The organism is Nonomuraea sp. NPDC051191, assembly GCF_044455665.1.
Taxonomy (GTDB): Bacteria; Actinomycetota; Actinomycetes; order Streptosporangiales; family Streptosporangiaceae; genus Nonomuraea.
Genome location: NZ_JBITEZ010000011.1, coordinates 333615 through 356607 on the forward strand (window position 1 = coordinate 333615; position 22993 = coordinate 356607).

21 protein-coding genes are annotated in these 22993 nt (G+C 70.9%); 12 read left to right on the forward strand and 9 right to left on the reverse strand.

Translation table 11 applies throughout. From position 1 onward, the window contains the following. Positions 1–115: 115 nt before the first annotated feature. On the reverse strand, positions 116–802 hold the full coding sequence (locus ACIA8R_RS31570) for a cytidylate kinase family protein (protein WP_397041686.1): 687 nt from the start codon (positions 800–802) through the stop codon (positions 116–118). A gap of 284 nt (positions 803–1086) precedes the next feature. On the opposite strand from ACIA8R_RS31570, the gene ACIA8R_RS31575 reads away from it, so the two are divergent. After that, a complete protein-coding gene (locus tag ACIA8R_RS31575) occupies positions 1087–1299 on the forward strand; it encodes a hypothetical protein (RefSeq protein WP_397041687.1) in 213 nt (70 codons plus the stop codon). A 43-nt stretch (positions 1300–1342) separates the two neighbouring features. Here ACIA8R_RS31575 and rph read toward each other — a convergent pair whose 3' ends face one another. Then, positions 1343–3949, reverse strand: coding sequence for a rifamycin-inactivating phosphotransferase (gene rph, locus ACIA8R_RS31580; protein WP_397041688.1), 2607 nt, complete (start codon positions 3947–3949; stop codon positions 1343–1345). Between the two features lie 726 nt (positions 3950–4675). On the opposite strand from rph, the gene ACIA8R_RS31585 reads away from it, so the two are divergent. From ACIA8R_RS31585 to ACIA8R_RS31610, 6 genes are all read left to right on the forward strand, one after another. Continuing rightward, on the forward strand, positions 4676–4912 hold the full coding sequence (locus ACIA8R_RS31585) for a hypothetical protein (protein WP_397041689.1): 237 nt from the start codon (positions 4676–4678) through the stop codon (positions 4910–4912). Continuing rightward, on the forward strand, positions 4897–5208 hold the full coding sequence (locus ACIA8R_RS31590; protein WP_397041690.1) for an FAD-dependent monooxygenase: 312 nt from the start codon (positions 4897–4899) through the stop codon (positions 5206–5208). Before ACIA8R_RS31585 ends, ACIA8R_RS31590 begins: the two co-directional genes overlap by 16 nt. A gap of 551 nt (positions 5209–5759) precedes the next feature. Continuing rightward, the gene (locus tag ACIA8R_RS31595) at positions 5760–6290 is read left to right on the forward strand and encodes an EF-hand domain-containing protein (RefSeq protein ID WP_357709027.1); all 531 of its coding nucleotides are present in this window, start codon (positions 5760–5762) and stop codon (positions 6288–6290) included. A gap of 52 nt (positions 6291–6342) precedes the next feature. Continuing rightward, positions 6343–7413: an isocitrate/isopropylmalate family dehydrogenase gene (locus tag ACIA8R_RS31600; protein WP_397041691.1), complete on the forward strand. Its 1071-nt coding sequence runs from the start codon at positions 6343–6345 to the stop codon at positions 7411–7413. After that, positions 7410–8174 (forward strand): isochorismatase family cysteine hydrolase, encoded by a 765-nt coding sequence (locus tag ACIA8R_RS31605; protein WP_364092786.1) that lies wholly within the window; start codon positions 7410–7412, stop codon positions 8172–8174. The genes ACIA8R_RS31600 and ACIA8R_RS31605 overlap by 4 nt, the downstream gene beginning before the upstream one ends. Next, positions 8129–9085, forward strand: a complete 957-nt coding sequence (locus ACIA8R_RS31610) for an SAM-dependent methyltransferase (protein ID WP_364092784.1) — start codon at positions 8129–8131, stop codon at positions 9083–9085. Before ACIA8R_RS31605 ends, ACIA8R_RS31610 begins: the two co-directional genes overlap by 46 nt. Positions 9086–9426: 341 nt before the next feature. On the opposite strand, the gene ACIA8R_RS31615 is transcribed toward ACIA8R_RS31610, so the two are convergent. The 4 genes from ACIA8R_RS31615 to ACIA8R_RS31630 all read right to left on the reverse strand — a co-directional run bounded on the left by ACIA8R_RS31615 (position 9427) and on the right by ACIA8R_RS31630 (position 13314). After that, on the reverse strand, positions 9427–9594 hold the full coding sequence (locus ACIA8R_RS31615; RefSeq protein WP_364092782.1) for a hypothetical protein: 168 nt from the start codon (positions 9592–9594) through the stop codon (positions 9427–9429). A gap of 104 nt (positions 9595–9698) precedes the next feature. Then, positions 9699–10592, reverse strand: coding sequence for a Gfo/Idh/MocA family oxidoreductase (locus ACIA8R_RS31620; RefSeq protein ID WP_357709019.1), 894 nt, complete (start codon positions 10590–10592; stop codon positions 9699–9701). A gap of 390 nt (positions 10593–10982) precedes the next feature. Further along, complete coding sequence (locus tag ACIA8R_RS31625; RefSeq protein WP_397041692.1) at positions 10983–12299, reverse strand: hypothetical protein; 1317 nt, start codon at positions 12297–12299, stop codon at positions 10983–10985. Between the two features lie 91 nt (positions 12300–12390). Then, complete coding sequence (locus tag ACIA8R_RS31630) at positions 12391–13314, reverse strand: RDD family protein (RefSeq protein ID WP_397041693.1); 924 nt, start codon at positions 13312–13314, stop codon at positions 12391–12393. Between the two features lie 169 nt (positions 13315–13483). On the opposite strand from ACIA8R_RS31630, the gene lgt reads away from it, so the two are divergent. Further along, positions 13484–14320, forward strand: coding sequence for a prolipoprotein diacylglyceryl transferase (gene lgt / locus ACIA8R_RS31635; RefSeq protein ID WP_397041694.1), 837 nt, complete (start codon positions 13484–13486; stop codon positions 14318–14320). Between the two features lie 14 nt (positions 14321–14334). Here lgt and ACIA8R_RS31640 read toward each other — a convergent pair whose 3' ends face one another. The 3 genes from ACIA8R_RS31640 to ACIA8R_RS31650 all read right to left on the reverse strand — a co-directional run bounded on the left by ACIA8R_RS31640 (position 14335) and on the right by ACIA8R_RS31650 (position 18465). After that, complete coding sequence (locus ACIA8R_RS31640) at positions 14335–14952, reverse strand: DsbA family oxidoreductase (protein ID WP_397041695.1); 618 nt, start codon at positions 14950–14952, stop codon at positions 14335–14337. Positions 14953–15262: 310 nt separating this feature from the next. Continuing rightward, positions 15263–17248, reverse strand: a complete 1986-nt coding sequence (locus ACIA8R_RS31645) for a right-handed parallel beta-helix repeat-containing protein (protein WP_397041696.1) — start codon at positions 17246–17248, stop codon at positions 15263–15265. Positions 17249–17295: 47 nt separating this feature from the next. Further along, entirely contained in the window at positions 17296–18465 is a 1170-nt protein-coding gene (locus ACIA8R_RS31650; RefSeq protein ID WP_357708517.1) for an ROK family transcriptional regulator, read from the reverse strand. A gap of 93 nt (positions 18466–18558) precedes the next feature. On the opposite strand from ACIA8R_RS31650, the gene ACIA8R_RS31655 reads away from it, so the two are divergent. From ACIA8R_RS31655 to ACIA8R_RS31670, 4 genes are read left to right on the forward strand one after another with little or no spacing between them, the layout of a single operon-like run. Further along, a complete protein-coding gene (locus ACIA8R_RS31655) occupies positions 18559–19836 on the forward strand; it encodes a Gfo/Idh/MocA family protein (RefSeq protein ID WP_397041697.1) in 1278 nt (425 codons plus the stop codon). A 5-nt stretch (positions 19837–19841) separates the two neighbouring features. After that, complete coding sequence (locus ACIA8R_RS31660; RefSeq protein WP_397041698.1) at positions 19842–21137, forward strand: ABC transporter substrate-binding protein; 1296 nt, start codon at positions 19842–19844, stop codon at positions 21135–21137. Between the two features lies 1 nt (position 21138). Then, on the forward strand, positions 21139–22089 hold the full coding sequence (locus tag ACIA8R_RS31665) for a sugar ABC transporter permease (RefSeq protein ID WP_364103919.1): 951 nt from the start codon (positions 21139–21141) through the stop codon (positions 22087–22089). Further along, positions 22086–22982, forward strand: a complete 897-nt coding sequence (locus ACIA8R_RS31670; RefSeq protein ID WP_364103922.1) for a carbohydrate ABC transporter permease — start codon at positions 22086–22088, stop codon at positions 22980–22982. The genes ACIA8R_RS31665 and ACIA8R_RS31670 overlap by 4 nt, the downstream gene beginning before the upstream one ends. The last annotated feature ends 11 nt before the right edge of the window (positions 22983–22993 follow it).

The window sequence follows — 22993 nt, forward strand, 5'->3', positions numbered from 1 at the left end:
GGTGGCGCCCCTGTCGATGGGGCCTCCGGCCTGGACGTGCGACGCGCGCAAGGCGAACGTCGTCCACGCCGGCCGGTAGGCTTTTGCCCCCATCGCAGCGCCCTCCAGGCCGATCTCAGTGTGGTCGGACGTCCCAGGCCGGCCGTTGGATCTGATCGTTGTACACGATGATGTCGGCGTGGTCGGTCGGGCGGGCTGTGGCGAAGTAGAGCTGCTGGGAGGGGATGTACCGGTTGTGCCAGGACCGTTCGATCTCGGCGGTGTCGGCGGAGGAGCCGGTCAGCGCCGCGGCTCGGTCCCGGGCACGATCCACCGTCTGCTCGAAGGGGACGGACACGAAGATGCGCAGGTCCCACCGGTCGACGAGTTCCGGACGCAGGAGGAAGACGCCGTCGAAGAGCAGTACGGCGTCCGCGGCGGCGGTCATGGCCGGCGGTAGCGACTGAGTGTCGCTGTCCCTGTCGTAGACCGCGTGCCGGAACCTCCGGTCTCCGCCCGGGCCCAGCGGATCGAGCAGGACCCGGCACAGCGCGGCGTTGTCATGGGCGTCGAAGTAGCAGGCTTCGGCCGAGTACCGGCCGCGCCGGTAACGCTGTGCACTGGGGAAGAGGAAGTCGTCGATGCACGCGCGGACGACGTCGCGGTCCTGCGCACGCAGGACGACGGCGAGCTCGTCGGCCAGGGTGGTCTTGCCGGCGGCCGGCGGCCCGTCGATGGCGACCCGCAGCGGGTGCGCGATCGTGACGGAGCTGACCGCCTCGGCCAGCCGGCTGATGAGCTCGCCACGGGTGCCTTGTTCCATTGCTGCCTCTCTCGTCCACCGTCTGCGGAGAGCCGACCGCGTGAACACCTACGCCACGGGCGAACCCCCTTCCAAGCAGGATGAAGGAAACAACCCCGCGAGGAACGATCCTCAGCCCGTCCCGCCGCCCCGGCGCGCCGCTCGCCACGCACGCTCGCCATACTGCAGGAGGCGCGCGGTGAAGAGATGAAGATTCATCCGGCACCCGCGCCGGCCTGATGCTCCGGCACCGCCATCGGCCCGGAGCACCAGCGCCACGACATCCACGACGTCGGAAGGCCCTGATGACAGCCGACCAGCCCATCTGCTGCCCCACCTGCAAGGGGGTCCTCCCCGGACGGCAGCGCAGCGACTACACGGCCGCCCGCGGCCGCCTCGTCGTCGTCAACGGCTACTGCCAGGGCCGCTGCCCCGCCCCCGCACCGCCGCCCCGCATCCAGGTTCCCGCCGAACAGGCCGGGAGCGTACGGCAGCCCGAGAGCGTACCGGCACTCTGACCCCGGAGCGCCGAGGCCGCGTCGAGGTCGGACGGCCGGTCGTTCAGCCGAGGATCTCCACGTACCCGTCGGTCCCGTGAACGCGGATCCGCTGCCCGTCCCGGATCAGCCGGGTGGCCCCCTCCACCCCCACCACCGCCGGCAGCCCGTACTCACGCGCGATCACCGCTCCGTGCGTCATCAGGCCGCCCACCTCCGTCACCAGTCCGGCGATGCCCACGAACAAGGGGGTCCAGCTCGGGTCCGTGTAAGCCGTGACCAGGACGTCTCCCGCCGCCAGGTCGGCCCGCGCCATGTCCGTCACCACCCGGGCACGGCCCTCGACCGTCCCGGCCGAGACCGCCAGACCGGCCAGCGCGCCGGGCGGCGCGTCCGCGTTCCGGTACTGGCCGGCGAGCACCTCGCCGTCCGACGTCAGCACCCGCGGCGGCGTGAGCGTCTCATAAGTCCGGAAAGCCTCCCGTCTGCGTAGAACGAGCTCACCGTCGGCCTCGCCCGTGCGCACGACCTCCCGCAGCTCCTCGAACCGCAGGAAGAAGACGTCCTCCCTGTCCCGCAACGTGCCCGACCTGACGAGCCGGTCGGCCTCCCGCAACAACGCCTGCTTGTACGCGAAATAGCGGCAGACCATGCCGTACTTGGGATACTCCCGATATCCCGCGAAAGTCCGCACCCGCTCGATCATCCGCCGGGTCTCCTCGGCCTTGCTCTCCCCGTCGGGCAGGGCACGCAGGCGCGTCAGCAGCTCCCGCTCCTTGCGCAGCGACTCCTGACGTCCCTGCTCGAAACGCCGCCCACCGGCCCCCGGCTCGAAGTTTCTGACATTTCCGAGGATGGCGGGCACGAGCATGGCGGGCCGCTCGCTCCACCGCGTCCTGGTGATGTCGATCTCCCCCGCGCAACGCATGCCGTACCGATCGAGATAGCCCCGGACGGCCTCGGCCGCCTCCCGCCCGCCGGGCAGCTCGCCCAGCTCCTCCAGGAAGCCGTCGCCCTCCCGGCCCTCCTCCGCCACCCGACGCAGGAACGCCACCACCTCCGGATGCGGACGGATCGCGTCGGCCACGTCCAGGAGCGCCAGCCCCATCTCCGACGTGACATTGTCCGGGACGGACTGCGTGAGCACGTCGGCCGCGTTCTTCTCCCCCAGCCACGTCTCCAGGTGATCGTTCAGCCACCAGGCCGCCTCCATCCCCGCCATGATCGCCTGGAAGCTGCGCGGACCGAACAGCAGCCGCCTCAGCTCCTCGATGTCGGCGAGAATGAACTCGAACAACGCGGGCCCGGACAAACCCTCGATTGTGCGCCGCAAAGTGGCCACGGACGCCTGACCGTCCCGGACGAGCTCGGCGACCACCTCCGGATCGGTCTCGATCGGCACCCGCGCGGCGCCGGCGGGCGCGACACCGGACTCCTCCTCCGGAACCAGGCGCAGGAAGTCACCGCGGTCCACCAGCGTCTGCAGCGCGTCCCGGATGAGCGGATCGGACTTCCCCAGGGTCCCGATGAGGTTCGCCCGGCCGGCCGACGTCGCCAGGACCGGAGCCACGTCCACGAACAACCGCCCGCCCGCCTCCGCCATCGGCCGCGGCGTCGTCAACTGCCACATGGACAGACCCAGCGGCTTCATCGCGTCCGTCATCATCTGCTGATGGCCGACGGAGACGTAGACGTGGTTCTCCTCGTCGCCGGCCACCGGAACCGGGAACAGCGTGGTGATCGGCCGGCTCTGGACAATATGGAAGTCCTCGCCCGTCAGACACCACTCGATGTCCTGCGGACAGCCGAAATGCGCCTCGATCCGGCGGCCCAACCGGGCCAGCCGTACCACCTGGGCATCCGTCAGAGCCCGCCGCGCCCGCCGCTCGGCCTCGACCGGCCCCTCCTCGGTGCCGCCGCCGGGCGACGCCCGTACCCACCGCGCCTTGGACCCCACCGACACGCTCACGACCTGGTCGTCACGGACCGTGTAGACGTCCCCCGACACCACGCCCGAGACCAGCGCCTCCCCCAGCCCCCAGCCCGCCTCCACGGCGGCGAGCTTCCGGTTCGACGTCACCGGATCGGCCGTGAACAGGATCCCCGCCGCGTCCGGGAACACCATCCGCTGCACGACCACGGCCATGCGCACCCTGCGGTGATCGAACCCGTTACGACGCCGGTAGACCACCGCCCGCTCGGTGAACAGCGAGGCCCAGCACCGCCGCACATGCCTGACCACCTCCGCCAGGCCCACGACGTTCAGGTACGAGTCCTGCTGACCGGCGAAGGACGCGGTCGGCAGATCCTCGGCCGTCGCGCTGGACCGCACCGCGCAGGCAGCCTGCTCCCCGAGCCGGCCCAGCGCCTCCCCGATCGCCGCCACCAGCTCGTCAGGCACCGCCGCGCCCTCGATGACGGCACGGATGTCCGCGCTCAGCGCACGGACCGCCGCGTGGTCGTCCGGGTCCACCCGGGACAGCAGGTCGAGTTCGGCGTCGAACGACGGCGCCGCGGACACGACCCGCTGGAAGGCGTCCGTCGTGACGCAGAAGCCGTCCGGGACGCGGACGCCGTCGATCCGCGCGAGCTCGCCCAGAGCCACCCCCTTGCCGCCGACGTCCGCGAGATTCGTCGAGTCGATCTGCCCGAAGCCCATGACGTAGCCCAATTTCCGTCGCTCCATCCTTCGTCGGAGTTGGTTCGCACCGGGCAGTATGAAGGACTTTCCGAGGTCTCATGAGGCGCGCGGATCAGATATAAAGTGAAACTGAGGGGGTCCCCCGGCGAACGTTCTCTTCAGGGGTCGGCCCCTCCTTCACGCGGGCCGCGAGGCACGGGACGGCCTTGAGGGGCGTGCGGTGCGCCACGATCCGGCGGCCCAACCGCACCAGCCGTACCACCTGGGCATCCGTCAGAGCCCGCCGCGCCCGTCGCTCGGCCTCGACCGGCCCCTCCTCGGTGCCGCCGCCGGGCGACGCCCGTACCCACCGCGCCTTGGACGCGAGCGCCCGCCCTGCGCGACAGCGGGTACGCGGTCGGCTTCCGCGGTGACGCCTTCGACGTCCTGGCCGACATGGGCTCCTGGACGAGGTCCGCGCCTGCGACACCCGCATGCGCGGCACCGACCTGGTGGACGGCGACGGCGTCCGGAGGGGCGACCTGGAGGTGCCCAAGCGCGACCTGACGGCCATCCTGCACCGCCTGACCGAGCACGACGTCCGGTACGTCTTCGGCGATTCCATCCGCACCCTGGACCAGGACCGGACAGGAGTGCGCGTGACCTTCGAACAGGGCCCGACGCCACCTTCGACCTGGTCGTCGGCGCGGACGGCAGCTACTCGACCGTCCGGCGGCTCGCCTTCGGCCCGACGAGCATTTCATCCGGCACCTGGGCATGTCCGGCGTCGGCTTCACCACGGACAACTACCTGGGCCTGGACCGCCGCGGCGTCCTGCAGAGCGCGCCGGGCCGGGCCGTGTACGCGTTCAGCGCCGCCGACGCCGGGCGGGTGACCGTCAGCCTGTCGTTCTCCACCGACTCCGCGGAGCTGGACCTGCTGGGCCGCGATCGGCAGGAGGACATCGTCCGGGTGGCCTTCGACGGCGCGGCTGGGAGGTGCCACGACTGCTGAAGAAGATGTCGGCCGCGCCGGACCTGCTGTTGTCGTCGTCCTGCCAGGTCGAGATGGACCGCTGGTCCGCGGGCCGCGTCGTGCTGGTCGGCGACGCCGGCTACTGCGCCGCGCCGACGTCCGGCATGGGCACCTCCCAGGCCCTCATCGGCGCCCGCGCGCTCGCCCTGCGGCTGGCCGAGTCGGACGGCGACCACGCCGCCGCCTTCGCCGCCTACGAGCGCCAGGTCCGTCCGTACGTCACCGTCAACCAGCGGCACGGGCGGGAGGCGGCCAAGCTGTTCGGAGCCGGCTGAGGCGGCACGTCGCCGCCCGTCCCGTCGAGACGACGGGCGGCCTGCGCACCGCGGACTTCGTCCTGGACCACGTGCGAGGCCACCGCGGAGGCCCGGGACGAGCCGTCGGGCCCCGCTCGGCGAGAAGCGGTCGCTCGACGATGTCCGCCGAGCGGGAACGTGCCAACCCCTCGACGCGACGCTGACGACGACGTCCCGGCGCCTGACGATCACAAAGGCGCAAAGGGTACCCCCAATCGGGACGCTCCTCCCCCCGCCATCACGCCAAGCAATAAAAAAGTAGCCACCGAGATAGGAAAAGCTGGCGCCCCCGAATCGGGAGTCACAAATCCCCTCATAACCGGAAATATCCCCAACTTACCGACACCCTTCGAGGGCGACGGGCGTAGAAATCACCTGAGTTCTCCGCCTTTGTCGCCCAACGAGGCTTTCTGGCGACTTATTCCAGATGATGGTTTTTGCGTTTCTCTGGTCGCCCAAGACCTGGTCACTCGCGAGTCAGGTTCCGTTATAGAGTCTGCACCCGTACCCGCGGAAGAAAGGTGACAGGCATGCAAGACGCGGCCCTCGACCGAGTAAAACTGATCTTCACCCTGTTCGACGCCGACGGCACCGGTTACCTTGAGGTCGAAGACTTCGATCGTATGGCCAACCGCGTATTGGCGGCTTCCCCACGTTCCACCGAAGCCGCCAAAAGCGCAATCAGTGATGCTTTCCGCCGTTACTGGACGACCCTTGTCGAGGAGCTGGACCAGGACAAGGACGGGCGCATCAGTTTCGAGGAGTACTGCGCGTGCGTGCTGTCCCCCGAGCGTTTCGACGACGCGCTGACCGACTTCGCCGACGCGCTGGCCGAGCTGGGTGACCCCGACGGCGACGGCCTCATCCACCGCACCGACTTCATGGCGCTCATGACCGCCATCGGCTTCAAGCGGCGCAACGTCGACACCCTCTTCGACGCGTTCGGCCCGTCGCAGGACGACCAGGTCAAGGTCCCGGTCTGGGCCGAGGGCATCAAGGAGTACTACAGCCCCGAGAAGGCGGACATCGCGGGCGACCTCCTGCTCGGCGAGTCGAGCTGACGACCGACACGAGCCGATGCGTCCGGCCTTCGACGACGAAAAGGGAGCAGTAGTGGAACCAGTCATCGGACTTGCCATCGGCCGGGGAACGGGCCCCGAGCTCGCGGCCGTCTTCGAGCGGGTGCTGGGCGGCATCGCCGACGTCTGCGGGGCGAAGGTCGCCCTCACGCGCTCGGAGCGGATCTATCACTCCTACGTGTCCCTGAAGGCCGGTGCCGAGGCCGAGAGGATCCGCGAGAGCACGCGAGAGGACGCCGACCACTACACGCAGTTCTGCCGCACACTGGCGGCCTCCGGCGTCCGCGCCGTCTTCCGCACGGCGATCAACGCCCAGTCGCTCTACCTGGTCCGCCAGCGCCTCCAGGCGGTGAAGATCGACACCATCACCGCGCCCGGGGCGTCGCTGCTGATGGTCAGGGACCAGGCCCAGGGCTTCTACACGGGCGAGAACGTGCATCTTCCCGGCGCGCTCGTCCGTACGATGACCTTCAGCAAGGAGATCACCGAGAAGGTCATCGCCCTGGCCGTGCGGCGGGCGCGGCAGGAGTGGCCCGACGGCCACATCGACGAGATCGTCATGGCCTACAAGTTCCACCTGCTCGACGGGGCGCTCGACGGGTGGGTGGCCGAGAGCGCCGCGCGGCACGGCGTGCAGATCGGCCTGTTCCAGCCGGACACGGTCAACCGCAACCTCATCGAACGCGGCCCCCGCCCCCGCACGGTGATCATCGCGAGCAACGAGTGGGCCGACATCATGCACGTGGTGCTGCTCGACCGCTTCGGCTCCGAGCGGCAGGAGAACCGCTGCACCGAGAACGTCTACCTGCATCCCGACGCGTGCGGCCTGGTCGAGTACCAGACCGTGCACGGCTCCGCCGACGACCTGGCGGGCACCGGCAGGGTCAACCCGATGGCCACCATCCGTGCCGCGGCGGCCATCGCCGAGCGGCACGCGGGGTGCGCCGGAGCGGTCCGGATGGTCGAACGCGGCCTGACGACGCTCGACCACCACGGCATCGCCACCCCCGACGCCGGCGGACGACACTCCACCACCGCCGTGGTCGACGCCCTGCTCGACGCGCTGGAGCCGGTGGCCCGGCCGGTCCTGATGGCGGACTCATGACCGTCGGGCAGCACCGGCCCACCCCGGTGGCCGACGAGCATCTACCCGCCCCGGTGGCCGACGAGCACCGCAGCGCCCCCGAGCGCGCGGCCCTGGTCGTCGTCGACCTGCAGAACGACTTCTGCACCGGCCCGACCGCCCGCGCCCGGTACGCCGGTGACCTGGCGACCCTGGAAGCCGCCGTGACGAACACCGCCAAAGCCCTCGAATCGGCCCGAGCCTGCGGCATGGACGTGGTCTTCGTCCGGTTCGTCGGTGACGTCGAGCATCAGGGGCCGAGCTGGCGGCGGCGCGACCTTGAGCAGGGCAAGGCCCTCAAATGCCTGGAGGGCACCTGGGGCGCGCAGTTCCACAAGGTCGCGCCCGCGCCCGGGGAGCCGGTCTTCACCAAGTGGGCCTGCTTCGACGCCTTCCTCAGCGAGGGCTTCGAACGGCACCTGCGCGGGCGCGGCATCGCCCGCCTGGTGTTCGCCGGTCTCTACACCGACGTCTGCGTGGACACCACCGCCCGCACCGCCTTCCAGAAGGGCTTCCACATCACGGTGCTGACCGACTGCACCACCGGCCGCTACCTGCCCGACGCGGAGATCCTGCGCTTCATGGCGGCCCTCTACGGCGCCCACCTCACCTCCCACGACGCCCCCGGCTCGTGGATCCCGGAACAGGAGACCGCCGCGGTGCCAGCCGCCGGTCGAACGGCCCGAGAGGAGAGCACGTGCCGGACAACCGACAGCTCGAAATCGAGCACGGCGTCGGCCTGACCGCTCTCATGGTCGCCGCCGCGCGCGCGATCGAGACCCATCGTCCCGACTCCCTGGCCGCCGATCCCTACGCCGAGCACTTCGTACGCGCCGCCGCGTCGTCGGCCGCCTGGCCGACCCGTCCGCAGGACGTGCCCGATGGTGACGCCAACCCCCTTTGGGGAAGGCTGGGGCGCTACTTCGGTCTGCGTACCCGGGTGCTCGACGACTTCCTGTCGCGCGCGGCCAAGGCGGGCATCCGGCAGGTGGTCCTGCTCGGCGCGGGGCTCGACACGCGGGCCTTCCGGCTCGGGTGGCCGCCGGGACAGGTCGTGCACGAGATCGACCGGGCGGGCGTCCTGGCGTTCAAGGAGGACGTGCTCGCCTGCCTCGCCATGGAGCCGTCTCCCCCGGTTCCGGTCGTCCCGGCGGCCCGGCGCCGGGTGGTCGCGGCCGACGTGGGCGACGACTGGGCCAGGTCGCTGGTGGCCGCGGGCTTCGACCCGACCGTCCCGGCCGCCTGGCTGGCCGAGGGGCTTCTGCTCTACCTGCACCCGGAGGTCGAACGGCGGCTCCTGCGGACCATCGACGTCCTGAGCGCCGAAGGCAGCGTCCTGGCCTTCGAGGCCAAGCTCGGGCTGGGGACACCGGCGGTGCGCGTCGGCCCGATCTATGCGGCGGCCAAGGCGCAGATCGGCGTGGATCTGCTCGCGTTGTTCGACGGGAATCCGCGGCCTGACTCCATCGGGCTGCTGAGGGCACGGGGGTGGTCCGCCACCGTGCACACTCCCTACGACTTCGCCCGCCGGCACGGCCGAGGCCCCCTCCCCGAACCGGACGACGCCTTGGCCACCAACCGGTGGGTGTTCGCCGACAAACCACGACAGAGCCACGTCTTGGGGGTGTCGGTACCGACGTTCCGGGACTGCTGATACCTGGAGCCGATGGTGGAGGGACGCGGTCGTGGCGGTGCTGGCGGATTTGTGCCGAGTGGCCGCCTCGACTGGCCCAGGGGTCTGTTGGATGGCGCCCTGAGCCCGGCCGGGCGGCTGTTGGGAGGCGGCCTGAACCCGCTCATGCGGCTGTTTGGATGGCGGCCTGAACCCGCTGGGGTATCTGTCGGGATGGCAGCTTGAACCTGCTGGGGGCGGTTGTCGGGATGGCGGTTTGATTCTGCTGGGGAGGCTGCTCGGACGGCTGTCCGGGAAGCCGGCTGCGGCGGCCGTCCGGGAGGCTGGCTGATCCTGCTGCGGTGGCCTGACCTGCTCGGGGGCTAGGTGATGGCGGTGGTGGAGATGCGGGTGGGGTGCGGGCGCTCCTCGGCGTGGGCGACACACCACCGCCTCTCCCGCCGTCCGTCCTCGCGGCTTGTGTAGGGGCGGCGGCGCGGAGCCGCTGCGGCGGTGACGTACGCCGCGCCGACGTCGCCTCGGCTGCGCATCGCGCCTGAGCCGGGTGGCCTTGCCACGGCCACCGCACCCGTTCTCAGCCGGGGGTGTGGCCTTGGCTGTCGCGTCGATCTGGGGCGGGGCTGTTGGGTGGGGGTCAGTTGGTGGTGGTGTGTTCTCGGGCGGAGACCAGGATTTCCAGGATTGCCAGGGTTTGGGCCCATGGCACCGGGTTGGGGCCGCCGTGCACCATGTTGAGGAATGCCTCGATCGTGCCGGTGTACCCGAGGGTCTGGGCCGGGTCGGGGCCGCCTTGGATCACCACTGACTCGCTGCCGTGCCGCCTGTGCAGCGTCACCGTGTACGCGTCGTCCTCCGACACTCCCAGGATCTCGACCGTGCCGACGATCCCGTTCGCCCACTGCAGCGCCAGCACGCCGGTGTCCTCCGAGCGCAACGTCCGGTAGTGCCTTCTGGTTCCGGCGGCGCCCACCAGGCGGACGTCCGGGCCCAGCAGGGCGACCAGCAACTCCACGCCGTGGATGCCTATGGTCACCATCGTGCCGCCGCCCTCGCCGGGCGTGTCCTGCCAGGCGTTGTAGCCGTCGGCCCACTGGCCCACGTCGTGCCGGATCGTCGCGCGTACCGACAGCACGTCCTGCGTGTCGGGGCGGAGCGCGGCGAAGGCGGGTGCGAAGCGCAGTACGGAACCCGACATCACCCGCTCGTGCACCGGCAATCGGCGCAGGGCGTCGAGCTGCTCCCTCGTCGCGGCGGCGGGCTTGTTGACGAAACAGGGCGCGCCGGTCTCCAGCACGCGTTCGAGGACGGCGGGCACCTGCGGGTTGGGCACTGTCAGCACGACTCCGTCGGGCTCGGCCGCCAGGAGCTCGTCGAGGTCGTTCGCCACCTTCGCGTCGGGGTGCTCGTCGGTGAAGCGGCGCAACCGATCGGGGTCCGGCTCCCAGACGGCCAGCTCGGCGTGGCGGGTCAGGGTGCGGGCGTCGGTGTACGGATGGCTGGTGGCGAGCCCGGCGAGCGCGATACGCACAGCTTTTGTCTCCGAGTGGGTGATATTTCGGGAAATGATCCCCATGATGTCAGGGTCCCCATGCGCGTCCCTCCCGAAGATCCGCCGCGAACGCGGCACCTGGCGTAACACGACGAACCGCGGGTGGAGGAAGCGCCCCTGCCGTCGCGGCGCCCCTCCATGGCTACGCGGTCTTCTCGAAGGGGGCTGGCGCCGCCCCCTTCGAGAAGACCGCGCGTTGCTCGACGGTGAGCGTCCTTGTCGGGTGCGGATCTCGGTCGCCCGCCGCTGGTCGCTGGCGGCGCCCTTGCCACGGGTACACGTCACGGGCAGACAGGCATCGGCCCGGTCGGCGACTGCGAGTCCGCCGGGTCGCCCCGGGTCGAGGAAGGAGGCCGGCGGCGGGCGGAGTCAGTCTCCGCGGCGGTACCGGGAATCGTCGAAGAAGGCACGAAGCCGCGGATCGTGCCTCTCCACGGCACCCGGATCGACGATCCAGAACGCGTACGCCTCCGCGAACAGCTCCCCGTACGACGTCCGCGAGTACGGGGTGAGGTCCGTGCCCACGTTCTCCTTGCTCACGAACGTGACGAAGTTCCGCAGGCACGGCGTGATGTCGCGCCCCTGCGGCGTCTTGTACTTCGCCCGCCAGCGGACCTCCAGGATCTGCGCGTCGCACCACCGGACGACCTCCTCCCGGAAGCTCCGCCAGGTCGCCTGGGCCACCTTGCTCGTCACGTCGTTCTTGAACCGGACGAGCGCGTCCTCCTGCTGGTACGTCCCCTTCTCACCGTCCACGATCCACTCCTGGACCTTCTCGATCGCATCGCACAGGGCGTTGTACTCGGCCGTGGCGGCGGAGTTCGGGAGCTGGGTGCCGAGCCGGTTCAGCGCGTCGTTGTCCGTGCGGAGCTGGACGGCCTCCGTCACCAAATCCTGCGGGACGCGTTCGGGCGAGCGGTACCGCTGCCCGCCGGTGCTCTCGACGGCCCAGGCCGCGTTGTTCCGGGAGTCGGTCCGGCACGGGGCGCTCTCCACGGCGTGACCGACCTCGTGCAGGATGTCGCGCACGCTCGGCGGGCAGGCGCGCGAGGTGACACCGCCGTAGAAGCCGATCTCGTCCTCCTGGAAGATCGCGTCCGCCAGCTTGAGCGTGCCGAGCGACCCGGTCCACGGGCCTCTTTCGTAGGAGAACCTGCCCTTGTTGTGACCGTCCGGGCCCGTGAGCGTCCCCACTCGCTGGATCTCGACGCCCTGCAGCGCCGGACGGTCGGCGACGGGGACGAGCCGCAGCGCGTCGTACAGCCTGACCAGCTGTTCGGCGGTCCAGACGCCGGTGATCGCGGCGAGGCCGTAGGTGTCCTTGAGCGACTGCTTCAACTGGGCCGGATCGCGGCTCGGCGGCTCGACACCGGCCGGCATGCCGCGCCCGGCCAGGGTCGCGGTCGCGTGGCCGTTGTCGCCGTAGGTGAGGATCACCTGTCCGACGGTGGTGGCCGTGAGGGGCATGATCTGGTGATTGGTCTGCTTGCTGTACGGCTGTGGGGCGTACGCGGCGAGCAGCCACGTCAGGGCGTGCCGTTCCGGTTCGGTCAGGGCGCCGTCCGGGAAGGTGACGTCCGTCGAGGCGAGGCCGCTCGTCTTGACCATGGACGCGGCGACGTCGGCGTTCAGGGGCTGCGGCAGTCGCAGTCCCTGCAGTCTCACGAACGTGTAGTCGATCGGCATGGGGCGTCTCCTCCTGGTGCCCGCACCCTGCTCGGGTGCCCTGCCCTGTCCTGGAGACGCGCCGGACGGTGCTTGATACGGCCCGACGCCTTTACAATGTAGATTCATTCATTCGGACGAGATCGACGGCGACCCTGGTGCCCGCCAGACGGTCGCGCAGGGTGCGGGCGGCCGGATCGCACACCGCCCACAGACCGTCCACCAGCAGGACGATCAGCCCGAACTCCGGCAGACAGACAAGCACGGGGAACACGAGTGCCCGGACGGCGGCCCCGCGGCCGCCCGGCCAGTGCCCCGTGACGTCGGAGACGACGCGGAGGCGCATCAACTGCTTGCCGAACGTCCGCCCGGGCAGGACGTACAGGAACATGACCACGACGGCGAGCAGGGGTGTCGGCTCGTCGAGGCGGAGCCAGTTCAGCAGCCCGAAGTCCAGGCGGCTCAGCCCGGGCTCGAAGGCGGCCAGGAAGGTCACGAGGAACAGGTAGTCGATCGCGAAGGCCGCCGCCCGGCGACCGGTGAACCCGCCGGGACCGGGATGCCCACCGGTCCTGGTGGCCAGCAGGACCAGCAGCGCGGAGAGCAGAAGGGCCGATTCGTACGGTCCGTAGGCGTTCAGCACGCTCGCGAACCATCTGTTGCTGAGGACGGGGATCATCGAGCATCCGTCGTCGGACATGTACAACGGGGTGAGCGGCCCCGCGACCGCGAGCAGGGTGAGCAGCCCGGCCACGCGGCGGCCGATCACGCCCCCGTTGCCGGTCCCGACCGACGCGAGCAGCCCGGTGAGGACGATGATCGCGGGCACCCCCCACTGGAGGGCCGAACGGGCGAGAGCGGAGGCGTCCGACAGCGGAGGCGAGACCAGGTCGATGAGCTCGAAGCGGAACCAGAGGGGCATGCCGATACAGCCGAGAACGGCGGAGGCCCCGCCCTCGGCCTGGTGCATGTCCCAGGTGGGATACGCGGCGGCGGTGAGCGAGGCCAGCCAGGCGAACAGGGTTAATCGTGACACGAATGATCTCCGTTTTTCGCGACACCCTAGCGCCGGCCTCACGGTCCGACGAGGCAGATAGTTCTGGCCGCCGCGGACGTCGAGGCGATCGGATCACGAATTCGGCCGGAGTCTCGCGATCAGGTCACGATGCCCGCCAGGCGGCTTTGCGTTGGCTAGCCTCACCGCCATGCCCCTCGCCTCGATACCCAGCCCTTCCCAAGGAGTCTGGTATCTCGGATTCGTCCCGATCCGGGCCTACGCGTTGTGCTTCATCGTCGCCATCGGTTTCGGCATCTGGCTGAGCGAGCGCCGCTGGCGCGCCCGGGGCGGCGAGCGGGGCGCGATCGGCGACATCGCGATGCCCGCGGTGATCTTCGGGCTGATCGGCGGCCGCCTCTACCACGTCGCCGTCGACTGGCAGACCTACTTCGGCCCGCGTGCGATCAAGGAGCCGTACCAGGCGTTGTTCGTCTGGGAGGGCGGGCTCGGCATCTGGGGCGCGGTCGCCCTGGGCGGCGTCGGCGTGTGGCTGGCCTGCCGCCGGCGGGGGCTGCCCCTCGGCGCCGTGGCCGACACGATCGCACCGGGCATCGCGTTCGGGCAGGCCATCGCCCGTTGGGGCAACTGGTTCAACCAGGAGCTGTACGGCAGCCCGACCACCCTGCCGTGGGGCCTGGAGATCGACCAGGCGCACGGCGGGCAGCCCGGCACGCTCTACCACCCGACGTTCCTGTACGAATCCCTGTGGGACGTGGCTCTGGGCTTCGCCCTGATCCTGGCCGGCCGGCGGCTGAAGCTGACCCACGGACGGCTGTTCGCCCTCTACGTCGCCGGTTACACCACGGGACGGTTCTGGATCGAGGGCCTGCGGATCGACCCGGTCGGCGGGGTGGACCACGCGGTGACCCTGCTCGGCCTGCGGATCAACCAGTGGACCTCGATCGTGCTGTTCGCCGGCGCGCTGGTCTTCCTCTGGGCGACTCGCCACAAGGAGAACGAACCGGCCATGGAACCCAGTCGCTGAGGGCAGGGACGGCCTCAGCCGGTCGGGTCGAGCAGCCGTCGCAGGTCGGCGACCGGCTGGACCCCGGAGACCGGCGGGCGCCCGTCGATCACCAGGCTGGGCACGCCGGTGACGCCGTTCTCGGCCCCGCGGCGGCGGTCGGCGCGCACCTGGTCGGCGTACGCGTCACCGGCCAGGACGGCGGACACCTCGTCGTCGTCCAGGCCGGCCGCGCCGCCCACGCGTCGCAGGACCTGCTCGTCGGCCACGTTGAGCCCTTCGGTGTGGTAGGCGTACAGCAGAGCCTCCATCACCTCGTCGGCCCGGCCGTGGTCGGCGGCCAGCTTGACCAGCCGGTGGGCGTCGAAGGTGTTCACCGGGCGGGCCAGGTGCAGGTTCAGCTCCAGGCCCTCCGCCGCGCCCAGCGCCCGGATGTGGGCGACGCGGGCGGGGGCCTGCTCGCCCCACCAGCCCGCCATGGCCTCGGCGGCGGTCGGGCCCGGGGTCCGGCCTTCCTCGGGCGCGAGTTCGTGGCCGCGCCAGATCACCTCGACGCCGTCGCGGGCGGGGTGCCCGGCCAGCGCGCGGGACAGGCGTCTTTTGCCGATGTAGCACCAGGGACACAGCACATCGGCGTAGATCTCAAGCTTCATGAACGTCCTGCCCAGGTCGGGAAATCATAGGGGTCCAGGACATCGTGCATTCTCAACCGCGGTTGAGGTCAACCGGGCGGGGGGGGGGGGGGGGGGGGGGGGGGGGGGGGGGGGCGGGGGGGGGGGGCGCCCCGGCCCGGGGGCCCCCCCCCCCCCGCGGGCGGCCGGGGGGGGGGGGGCCCGGGGCCACGACGCCGCCCCCCGGCGCGCCCGCCCCCCGCGCCCCCCCCCCCCCCCCCCGCCGCGGGCGCCCCCGGCGCCCCCCCCCCCCCCCCCCCCCCCCCCCCCCCCACCTTCGTGAGCGGCGGGCTCAGCGGGTCGTGATCTCGCTGACGGACAGGTTGCCCCAGGTGTGGTTGGCGGCCTTGACGACCAGGCGCACCTGGGTGGTCGTGACCGGGGCGGGCAGCGGCACCGGGCGGCGTTCGACCGTGGCGGTGTTGCTCGCCCAGGTGATCGCCGCGCCGGCCGCCTGGGTCACCCAGGCCGAGCCGTTCCAGGTCTGGACGTCGAGGGAGGTGATGCCCTGGCCCTGGCCGAAGTGGGTGGCCAGCACGACCTCGCCGACCGTTCTGGGGTTGGGGAAGGTGAGGGTGATGGTGCCCGGATAGGTGACGCCGGAGGACGGGCTGGCCCAGGTCGCGTAGTCCCAGCCGTCGGTGAGGGCGGCGGGCATGGTGCTCTGGCCGTTGCCGAAGGAGGTGGTCGCGGTGGCGGCCGGCTCCGACAGGCCCGCGCCCGCCGTCCGCTGGACGGCGCCGAGGTCGGGCATGCCCGAGGGCAGGGCCGTGCCCGAGACGTCACGGCCGCCGTCGGAGGCGATCTCCAGGCCCTGCCGCAGGACCGGGGACGACGCGGACGGAAGGTATCCGGACAGGTCGGACAGTGAGCTGGCGGTGCCGGGGGCGGTCAGCTGCGGGTTGCCGGACAGGGCGGCCTTGTCGCCGCCGGGGACCGGGCCGGAGTGGTAGAGGTTGCGGTCGTACTGCACGACGCCGCTGTCGTTGTAGGGGAGGTTGGCGCCGTTGTGGATGACGTTGTTGCGCAGCCGGATGTTGCTCACCGAGCTGCTCCACACCTTGACCAGGCTGAACGACGCCCGGTCCGGGTGGTTCTGGATGAACGGCGTCAGCGGCACCCAGATGGTGTTGTTGTGGGCGTCGATGTTCCTGGTGTTGGTGGAGAAGGCGAAGACCTGGTTGGCGTCGTTCTGGCTGACGTTGTAGCGGATGGTCGCCTCGGCCGGTCCGGTGCCGGTCGAGACGGCGATGAAGAAGCCGCCCTCGTTGTCGTGGCTGAAGTTGTACTGGACCAGGCTGCGGTGGACGGAGGCGTCGGCGTCGAAGGCGTTGCCGTCGCTGGACAGGCCCCAGTACTCCGTCCCGGACACCTCGTTGAACTGGACCACGGTGTCGTCGGCCCCGGCCCACCAGATGCCGACGTTGCCGTGGTTCTGCGCGGTCCTGGCGACCCGGTTGCGCTCGATGAGCGCGCCCTGGGCCTGCATGACGGTGATGCCGCCCGCCGAGATGTCGTGCACGTCGTTGCCGCGGACGACCACGCCCGTGCTCGGCGTCCAGGGCCGGTAGTCGGCGGCGGGGATGCCCATGAGGTCGCTCCACAGGGACGTCCAGCCTTCGCGCTGCATCCACTGCGACCAGGTGACGATCCCGTACGAGCGGGAGTCGGCGACCTCGTTGCCCTCGATGAGCAGGTCCTGGTAGTAGGTGGCGGTGTTCTTGCCCAGGGCGCTGACGATGATGCCGCCCGCGGACGGGTTGGAGGACTGCGAGCCGGAGGCGGCGCCCTGGATCGCGTGCACGTAGTTGCCGCGCACGGTGATCCGGGGGACGGCGCCGAGGTCGGTCGCGGTGACCGCGATGCCGATGCGCGGCGTGCTTCCCGATCCGGTGTTGGTCACCTCGAACCCGTCGAGGACGACGTCGTGCAGGTCGGCGAGCTTGACGGCCGCGTCCACGACGCCGCCGCCCGCGATGGACGGCCGGGATCCGGCGCCGTAGGAGGTGAAGGTGACCGGGCTGCCGGCCGTGCCCGAGCCGCGCGGCGCGAGACGGCCGGTCCACTGGCCGCCGGCCTTGAAGCGGACGGTGTCGCCGGGCTGGAACGTCTGGGCGTTGACCTTGTCCAGGGTGCGCCAGGCGGTGGACGGGGAGTGCCCGTCGGCGGAGTCGTCGCCGGCGGGGTCGACGTAGTAGGAGGTGGCGGCATAGGCGGGGGTGGGCGCGGCCACGAAGGTCAGGACCAGTGCGGCGCACGGTAAGAGAACTCGGAACACGGCAACTCCTTGGGAGATGACGGTCGGGCGCCCGAGTTACTAATTAATCAAGCTTTAATATCTTGCCTGAAGAGGGTCAGGTCAAGAGGGAGATCCACGTCGTAGAGAAGCTCGTCCACGTGGTTGAGCGCGTGCCGTACGGCGCCGAGCACGACGGCCTGGTCGGCGAGCGTGGAGATGGCGAGGGCGGGCGGTTCGAGGCAGAGCGGGTCCAGGTGCCGCCGCAGCGGCTCCATGAGCACGTCGCCGGAGCGCGAGACGCCGCCGCCCACCACCACGAGGTCGGGGTCCACGGTCAGGACGATGGCGGCGATGCCCTCGGCCAGGTCGTGCGCGTACTGCTCGACGGCCCACCGGGCGGCGGGGTCGCCCTCCCTGGCCGCGGCGAAGACCAGCCCGGCCACCTCCTCCGGCGCGGCCTCGGGGGCGAAGCGCGCCAGGTGGTCGGGGGCGCGGTGCCAGCCGACCAGGTGCAGCGCGCCGATCTCCCCGGCCATGCCGCGCCCGCCGCGGTGCAGCTCGCCGCGCACCAGCATGCCCGCGCCGGTGCGCACGCCGGACAGCACGAACACCACGTCGTCCACCTCGCGGGCCACCCCGGCCCACCGTTCGGCCAGGGCCGCGAGGTTGCAGTCGTTCTCCACCAGGATCCGGCAGGGGTAGTCGCGGCCCACCTCCGCCGCCAGGTCGAGGCCCGTCCACTCGGGCAGCCCCACGCACAGGCGGACCGTCCCGGACGGGCTCACCACGCCGGTGGTGCCCACCGCCACCGACAGCACCTGGTCCGCGGTGACGCCGGCCTCCCGCAGCGCGGCCGCCATCGTCGCGCGTACGGCCGCCAGCCGCTCGGCCCTGCCGTAATCGGCCTGGACGCGGGTGAAGCCGAGGCCGACGGCGTGGCCCTCCAGGTCGGTCACCTGCGCGCGGACGCTGGAGGAGCCGATGTCGACGCCGACGACGTAGCCGGTCGCGGCCCGGAACCGGTAGAGGCGGGCCGGCCTGCCCATCTGGCCGGCCTCGGGCGCGACCTCCTCCAGCCAGCCGTGCGTGTGCAGCTCCTCGACCAGGCCCTCCACGGTCGGCCTGGACAGCCCGGCACGACGGGCCAGGTCGGTGAGCGGGACGACGCCCGCCGCGCGGATCGCCCGCAGCGTCGCGATCATGTTGATCCGCCGCAAGCGATGTGCGTCGCTTCCCTGGAGCGCGACCTTCCGCATGGACCCCCCTTGACAGTGCTGCCTGGCGACCAATACAAACAGGGACTAATAAAAACAGCTTTAATTACTATGTGGCAAACCGGAAGGACATCGATGTCGGAACCCGACGTCACGCTCGCCGTCGCGGGCGCTGGGCTGCGGAGCACCCTGTACGCCCGCCGGGCCCTGGCGACCGGCCGCGCGAGGGTCGTGGCCGTCGCCGAACCTGATCCGCGCCGCCGCGCCGCCTTCGCCGCCGAGCACGGCATCGCGCCCGGCAACGTCTTCGCCGACTGGACCGACCTCCTGGCCGCGGGCAGGCTGGCCGACGCCATGATCATCGGCACCCAGGACCGCATGCACGTCGAGCCCGCGGTCGCCGCGGCCGACCTCGGCTACCACATCCTGCTGGAGAAGCCGATGGCCCCCACCGAGGAGGAGGCCGGGCGCATCACCGAGGCCGCCGAGCGCAACGGGGTCATCCTGGCGGTCTGCCACGTCATGCGGTACACGCACTACACCCGCGCGCTCAAGTCGCTCGTCGACGAGGGCGCCGTCGGCCAGATCATGAACATCCAGCACCTGGAGCAGGTCGGCTGGTGGCACCAGGCGCACTCCTTCGTCCGCGGGAACTGGCGCAACGAGGCCGAGTCTGCTCCGCTGCTGCTGGCCAAGGCCTGCCACGACCTCGACTGGATGGCCTACATCAAGGGCAGTCTGCCGCAACGGGTGTCCTCCTTCGGCGATCTCGTCTATTTCCGCGAGGAGCAGGCCCCGGCCGGCGCCACGGCCAACTGCCTCGACTGCCCGGTGGAGGCCACCTGCCCGTACTCGGCCAAGCGGCTGTACCTGGGCTGCCTGGGCGATCCGGACAAGGAGTGGTGGCCGCTGTCGGCGGTCACCGCCGACCACACCGAGCAGGGCGTGCTGACCGCGCTGCGCGAGGGCCCCTACGGCCGGTGCGTGTTCGCCTGCGACAACGACGTGGTCGACAGCCAGGTGGTGAACCTGCAGTTCGCCGACGGCACCACCGCCTCGCTCACGGTCACCGCCTTCGCCGCCCTGGAGCACCGCAAGACCCGGATCTTCGGCACGCACGGCTCCATCGAGGGCGACGGCGTGCGCCTGCGCCTGCACGACTTCCTCACCGACGAGATCACGGTGATCGACACGCAGAGCGGCGACGGGGCCTCGATGGCCGGCGGCCACGGAGGCGGCGACGACGGCCTGATGGACGCCTTCCTCGACGCCGTGGCCGCCGGCGACCCGGCGATGATCCGTTCCAGCGGTCACGAGAGTTTGGCCACGCACCGCGTGGTGTGGGCGGCCGAGCGCGCCCGCCTGTCCGGCACGGTGATCACTCTCGCCGAGCCCTCCCCCCTTGAAAGGTGACAACCATGACCAACGTCCTCTCCCGGACGGCCGCGCTGGTGGCGGTCGGCGCGCTGGCGTTCGGCGTGGCCGCGTGCGGCAACAAGAACAGCGGCGCCCCGGCCGGGCAGGCCGGGCAGAAGTCCCTCGTCTACCGCTCCTCCTGGGGCGAGCAGGAGCCGCAGGCCAAGATCTTCAAGGCGATTCTGGACGACTTCGCCAAGCAGAACAACGTCAAGGTGGACGCGAAGTTCGTCGGCCGCAAGGGCACCGAGAACCTGCCCACCGAGATGGCCGCCGGCCAGGGCCCCGACCTGTTCGACGTCGCGACCGACAACCTGCCCGGCTGGCGGGCCCAGAACCTGAACGCCCCGCTGGACGACCTGCTCACCAAGCAGGTGCCCGGCGAGGGCAAGACCGTCGGCGACGTGCTGCCCGACTCGGTCCGGCAGGCCGCCTCCGACGACAAGGGGATGGGCTTCGTCCCGCACACGGTGATCTCCACCGCCGTCTGGTACGACGCCGCCAAGCACCCCGGCCTGGCCGCCACCCCGCCGCGCAGCTGGGAGGACCTGATCGCCTTCCTCGACAAGGAGAAGGCCGACGGCAGGACCGGCATCGGCCAGGACGGGACCATCCCGTTCTACAACGTCTACTGGTTCTACTCGGCCCTGGTCCGCGCCAACGGCGCCGGCAGCCTGCTGGCCCTGTCCAAGGACGCCGCGGCCTGGGACAAGCCCGAGGTGCTCGCCGCCGCCAAGCAGGTCGAGCAGCTCACCAAGGGCGGCTACTTCCAGAAGGACCACATGGCCACCAAGTACCCGGCCGCGCAGGACGACTGGGCGCAGGGCAACTCCAGCCTGAACATCAACGGCACCTGGCTGGCCAGCGAGGTCAAGACGAAGACCCCGGCCGGCGCCAAGATCCGCTCCTTCCAGCTCCCGGCGGGCGGTAAGAACTCCGTCGAGGTCGGCGCGCTCGGCTGGGGCGTCAACGTCAAGGGCAAGAACGTCGAGACGGCCAAGGAGTTCCTGGCCTTCGCACTGCAGAGCAAGTACCTGGGCCGCATCTCCACCGAGGCGCTCAACATCCCCTCGCGTCCCGACATCCCGGCCCCCGACTTCCTGGCCGACGTCCAGAAGGCGATCTCCGAGGCGCCCGCGGTGCACAAGACCTACGACACCCTGGCCGCCGACAAGTCCTACTGGGTCGACCTGCTGCTGCCCCTGGACGACCAGCTCATGGCGGGCAAGATCGACGCCGCCGAGTTCGTCGCGCAGGGCAAGAAGAAGACCGCCGACTACCTCGCGAACAAGGGCTGACATGGCATACGGCTCCCTCGTTGCGGAGACGGCGCTCCCGTCGCGGGATCCGTACCGCGGCAAGGTTCTGCGGCCGGCGCGGGAACGGGCCTTCTGGCCCTTCCTGCTGCCCGCGCTCGCGCTCTACACGCTGCTGTTCGTGCTGCCCTCCTTCTACGGGGTGTGGGTCAGCCTCTACCGGTGGGCCGGGCCCGGCGCCGAGATGGAGTGGCGCGGCCTGCGCAACTACCAGGCGCTGCTGCGCAGCGACGCGTTCCTGCAGTCGTTCGCCAACACCTTCCTGCTGGCGGTCGCGGGCGGCGCCCTGGTCTTCGGGATCACGTTCCTGTCGATGATGGCGCTGCGCCACCTGAAGGGACGGGCCTTCATCCGGTCCGTCGTCTTCCTGCCGATGATCATCTCGGCGATCGCGGTCGGCGCCGCGGTCGGGTTCCTGCTCAACCCCGGCGGCGTGGTCAACCAGATCCTGGGCTGGGCGGGCATCGACGGGCTGCCCTGGCTCGGCCCCGACCTGGTGTTCAGGTGCGTCATCGGCGGCCTGGTGTGGTCCTCCACCGGTTTCTACATCGCGCTGATGATGTCGGCCGTGGACGGCATCCCGCCCCACCTGTACGAGGACGCGGTGCTCGGCGGCGCGACCAAGTGGGAGCAGTTCCGCCACATCACCCTGCCGCTCACCTGGGACGTGTTCGCCGTCGCCGCCGTGTTGTGGGTGGTCAACAGCCTCAAGGTGTTCGAGATCGTGATCGCCTTCACCACCGGCGGCACGCCCGGCGCCCCGCCGCTGCAGGCCAGGACCGTGGCCGTGCAGCAGTACACGGTGATCACCGGGGGCGGCGTGCCCGAGCTGGGGTCCGGCGCCGCGATGGGCGTGGTGGTGACCCTGATCACCATCGTGCTCATCGTCCTGGTCCGCCGCATCACCCGCCGAGAGAGCGTGGAGCTGTCATGACGACCGTCCCCCCGGTGAGGCGTCCCCTGGCCCGGCTGGTGGGCGACCTCCTGCTGCCCCGCCTGACGGCCGTCGCCCTGTGGGCGTGGGTGGCCTTCAACCTGGCCCTGGTCGCCTGGGTCGGCCTGCAGTCGCTGAAGTCCTCGGGCGAGGTGTGGCTGCACCCGTTCGCGCTGCCGGCCTCCCCCGCCTGGGAGAACTACGACTCGGCCTGGCAGGCCGGCCAGTTCTCGGCCGCGGCGCTCAACAGCGTCGTCCTGACCGCGCTCGGCTCGTTCCTCATCGTCGCGATCGCGGCGCCCGCCGCCTACGCGCTGTCGCGTTCGTCGCGGCGGATCGCCGGCCCGATCACCGGGTTCTTCGCCATGGGGCTGAGCATCCCGCTGCAGACCATGGCGATCCCGATCGTGGTGGCCAAGCTGTCGGTCTACACGTTCATGGAGGACTGGGTCACCGGCTGGTGGGACAACCGCATCACGCTGCTGGTGTTCGAGGTCGTCCTGTCGCTGCCGTTCGCGGTGTTCGTCCTGACCGGGTACTTCCGGTCGCTGCCCAAGGAGGTCGAGGAGGCCGCCGAACTGGACGGCGCCGGGCCGCTGACCTCGTTCGTGCGGGTCATCGCGCCGCTGGCCCGGCCCGGGCTGACGACCGTGCTCGTGCTCAACGTGATCGGCCTGTGGAACTCCACCCTGCTGGTCCTGATCATCACCCCGCTGCCCGAGGAACGCACCCTGCCGGCGGCCCTGCTCAACCTGTACTCGACCATGCAGTACAGCTCCGACTGGGGCGGCCTGTTCGCCGGGATCGTGATCCTCATCTATCCGATGGTCATCCTCTACATCTGGCTCGGCCGGCGCGTCGTCGAAGGCATGACCGCCGGGATCGGCAAATGACCTGGAAAGGA

Coding starts and splice junctions, on each gene's coding strand:
- ACIA8R_RS31570 (WP_397041686.1), bottom strand. CDS start 802: ATGGAACAAGGCACCCGTGGCGAGCTCATCAGCCGGCTGGCCGAGGCG.
- ACIA8R_RS31575 (WP_397041687.1), top strand. CDS start 1,087: ATGACAGCCGACCAGCCCATCTGCTGCCCCACCTGCAAGGGGGTCCTC.
- ACIA8R_RS31585 (WP_397041689.1), top strand. CDS start 4,676: ATGTCCGGCGTCGGCTTCACCACGGACAACTACCTGGGCCTGGACCGC.
- ACIA8R_RS31595 (WP_357709027.1), top strand. CDS start 5,760: ATGCAAGACGCGGCCCTCGACCGAGTAAAACTGATCTTCACCCTGTTC.
- ACIA8R_RS31605 (WP_364092786.1), top strand. CDS start 7,410: ATGACCGTCGGGCAGCACCGGCCCACCCCGGTGGCCGACGAGCATCTA.
- ACIA8R_RS31615 (WP_364092782.1), bottom strand. CDS start 9,594: ATGCGCAGCCGAGGCGACGTCGGCGCGGCGTACGTCACCGCCGCAGCG.
- ACIA8R_RS31625 (WP_397041692.1), bottom strand. CDS start 12,299: ATGCCGATCGACTACACGTTCGTGAGACTGCAGGGACTGCGACTGCCG.
- lgt (WP_397041694.1), top strand. CDS start 13,484: ATGCCCCTCGCCTCGATACCCAGCCCTTCCCAAGGAGTCTGGTATCTC.
- ACIA8R_RS31640 (WP_397041695.1), bottom strand. CDS start 14,952: ATGAAGCTTGAGATCTACGCCGATGTGCTGTGTCCCTGGTGCTACATC.
- ACIA8R_RS31650 (WP_357708517.1), bottom strand. CDS start 18,465: ATGCGGAAGGTCGCGCTCCAGGGAAGCGACGCACATCGCTTGCGGCGG.
- ACIA8R_RS31655 (WP_397041697.1), top strand. CDS start 18,559: ATGTCGGAACCCGACGTCACGCTCGCCGTCGCGGGCGCTGGGCTGCGG.
- ACIA8R_RS31660 (WP_397041698.1), top strand. CDS start 19,842: ATGACCAACGTCCTCTCCCGGACGGCCGCGCTGGTGGCGGTCGGCGCG.
- ACIA8R_RS31665 (WP_364103919.1), top strand. CDS start 21,139: ATGGCATACGGCTCCCTCGTTGCGGAGACGGCGCTCCCGTCGCGGGAT.
- ACIA8R_RS31670 (WP_364103922.1), top strand. CDS start 22,086: ATGACGACCGTCCCCCCGGTGAGGCGTCCCCTGGCCCGGCTGGTGGGC.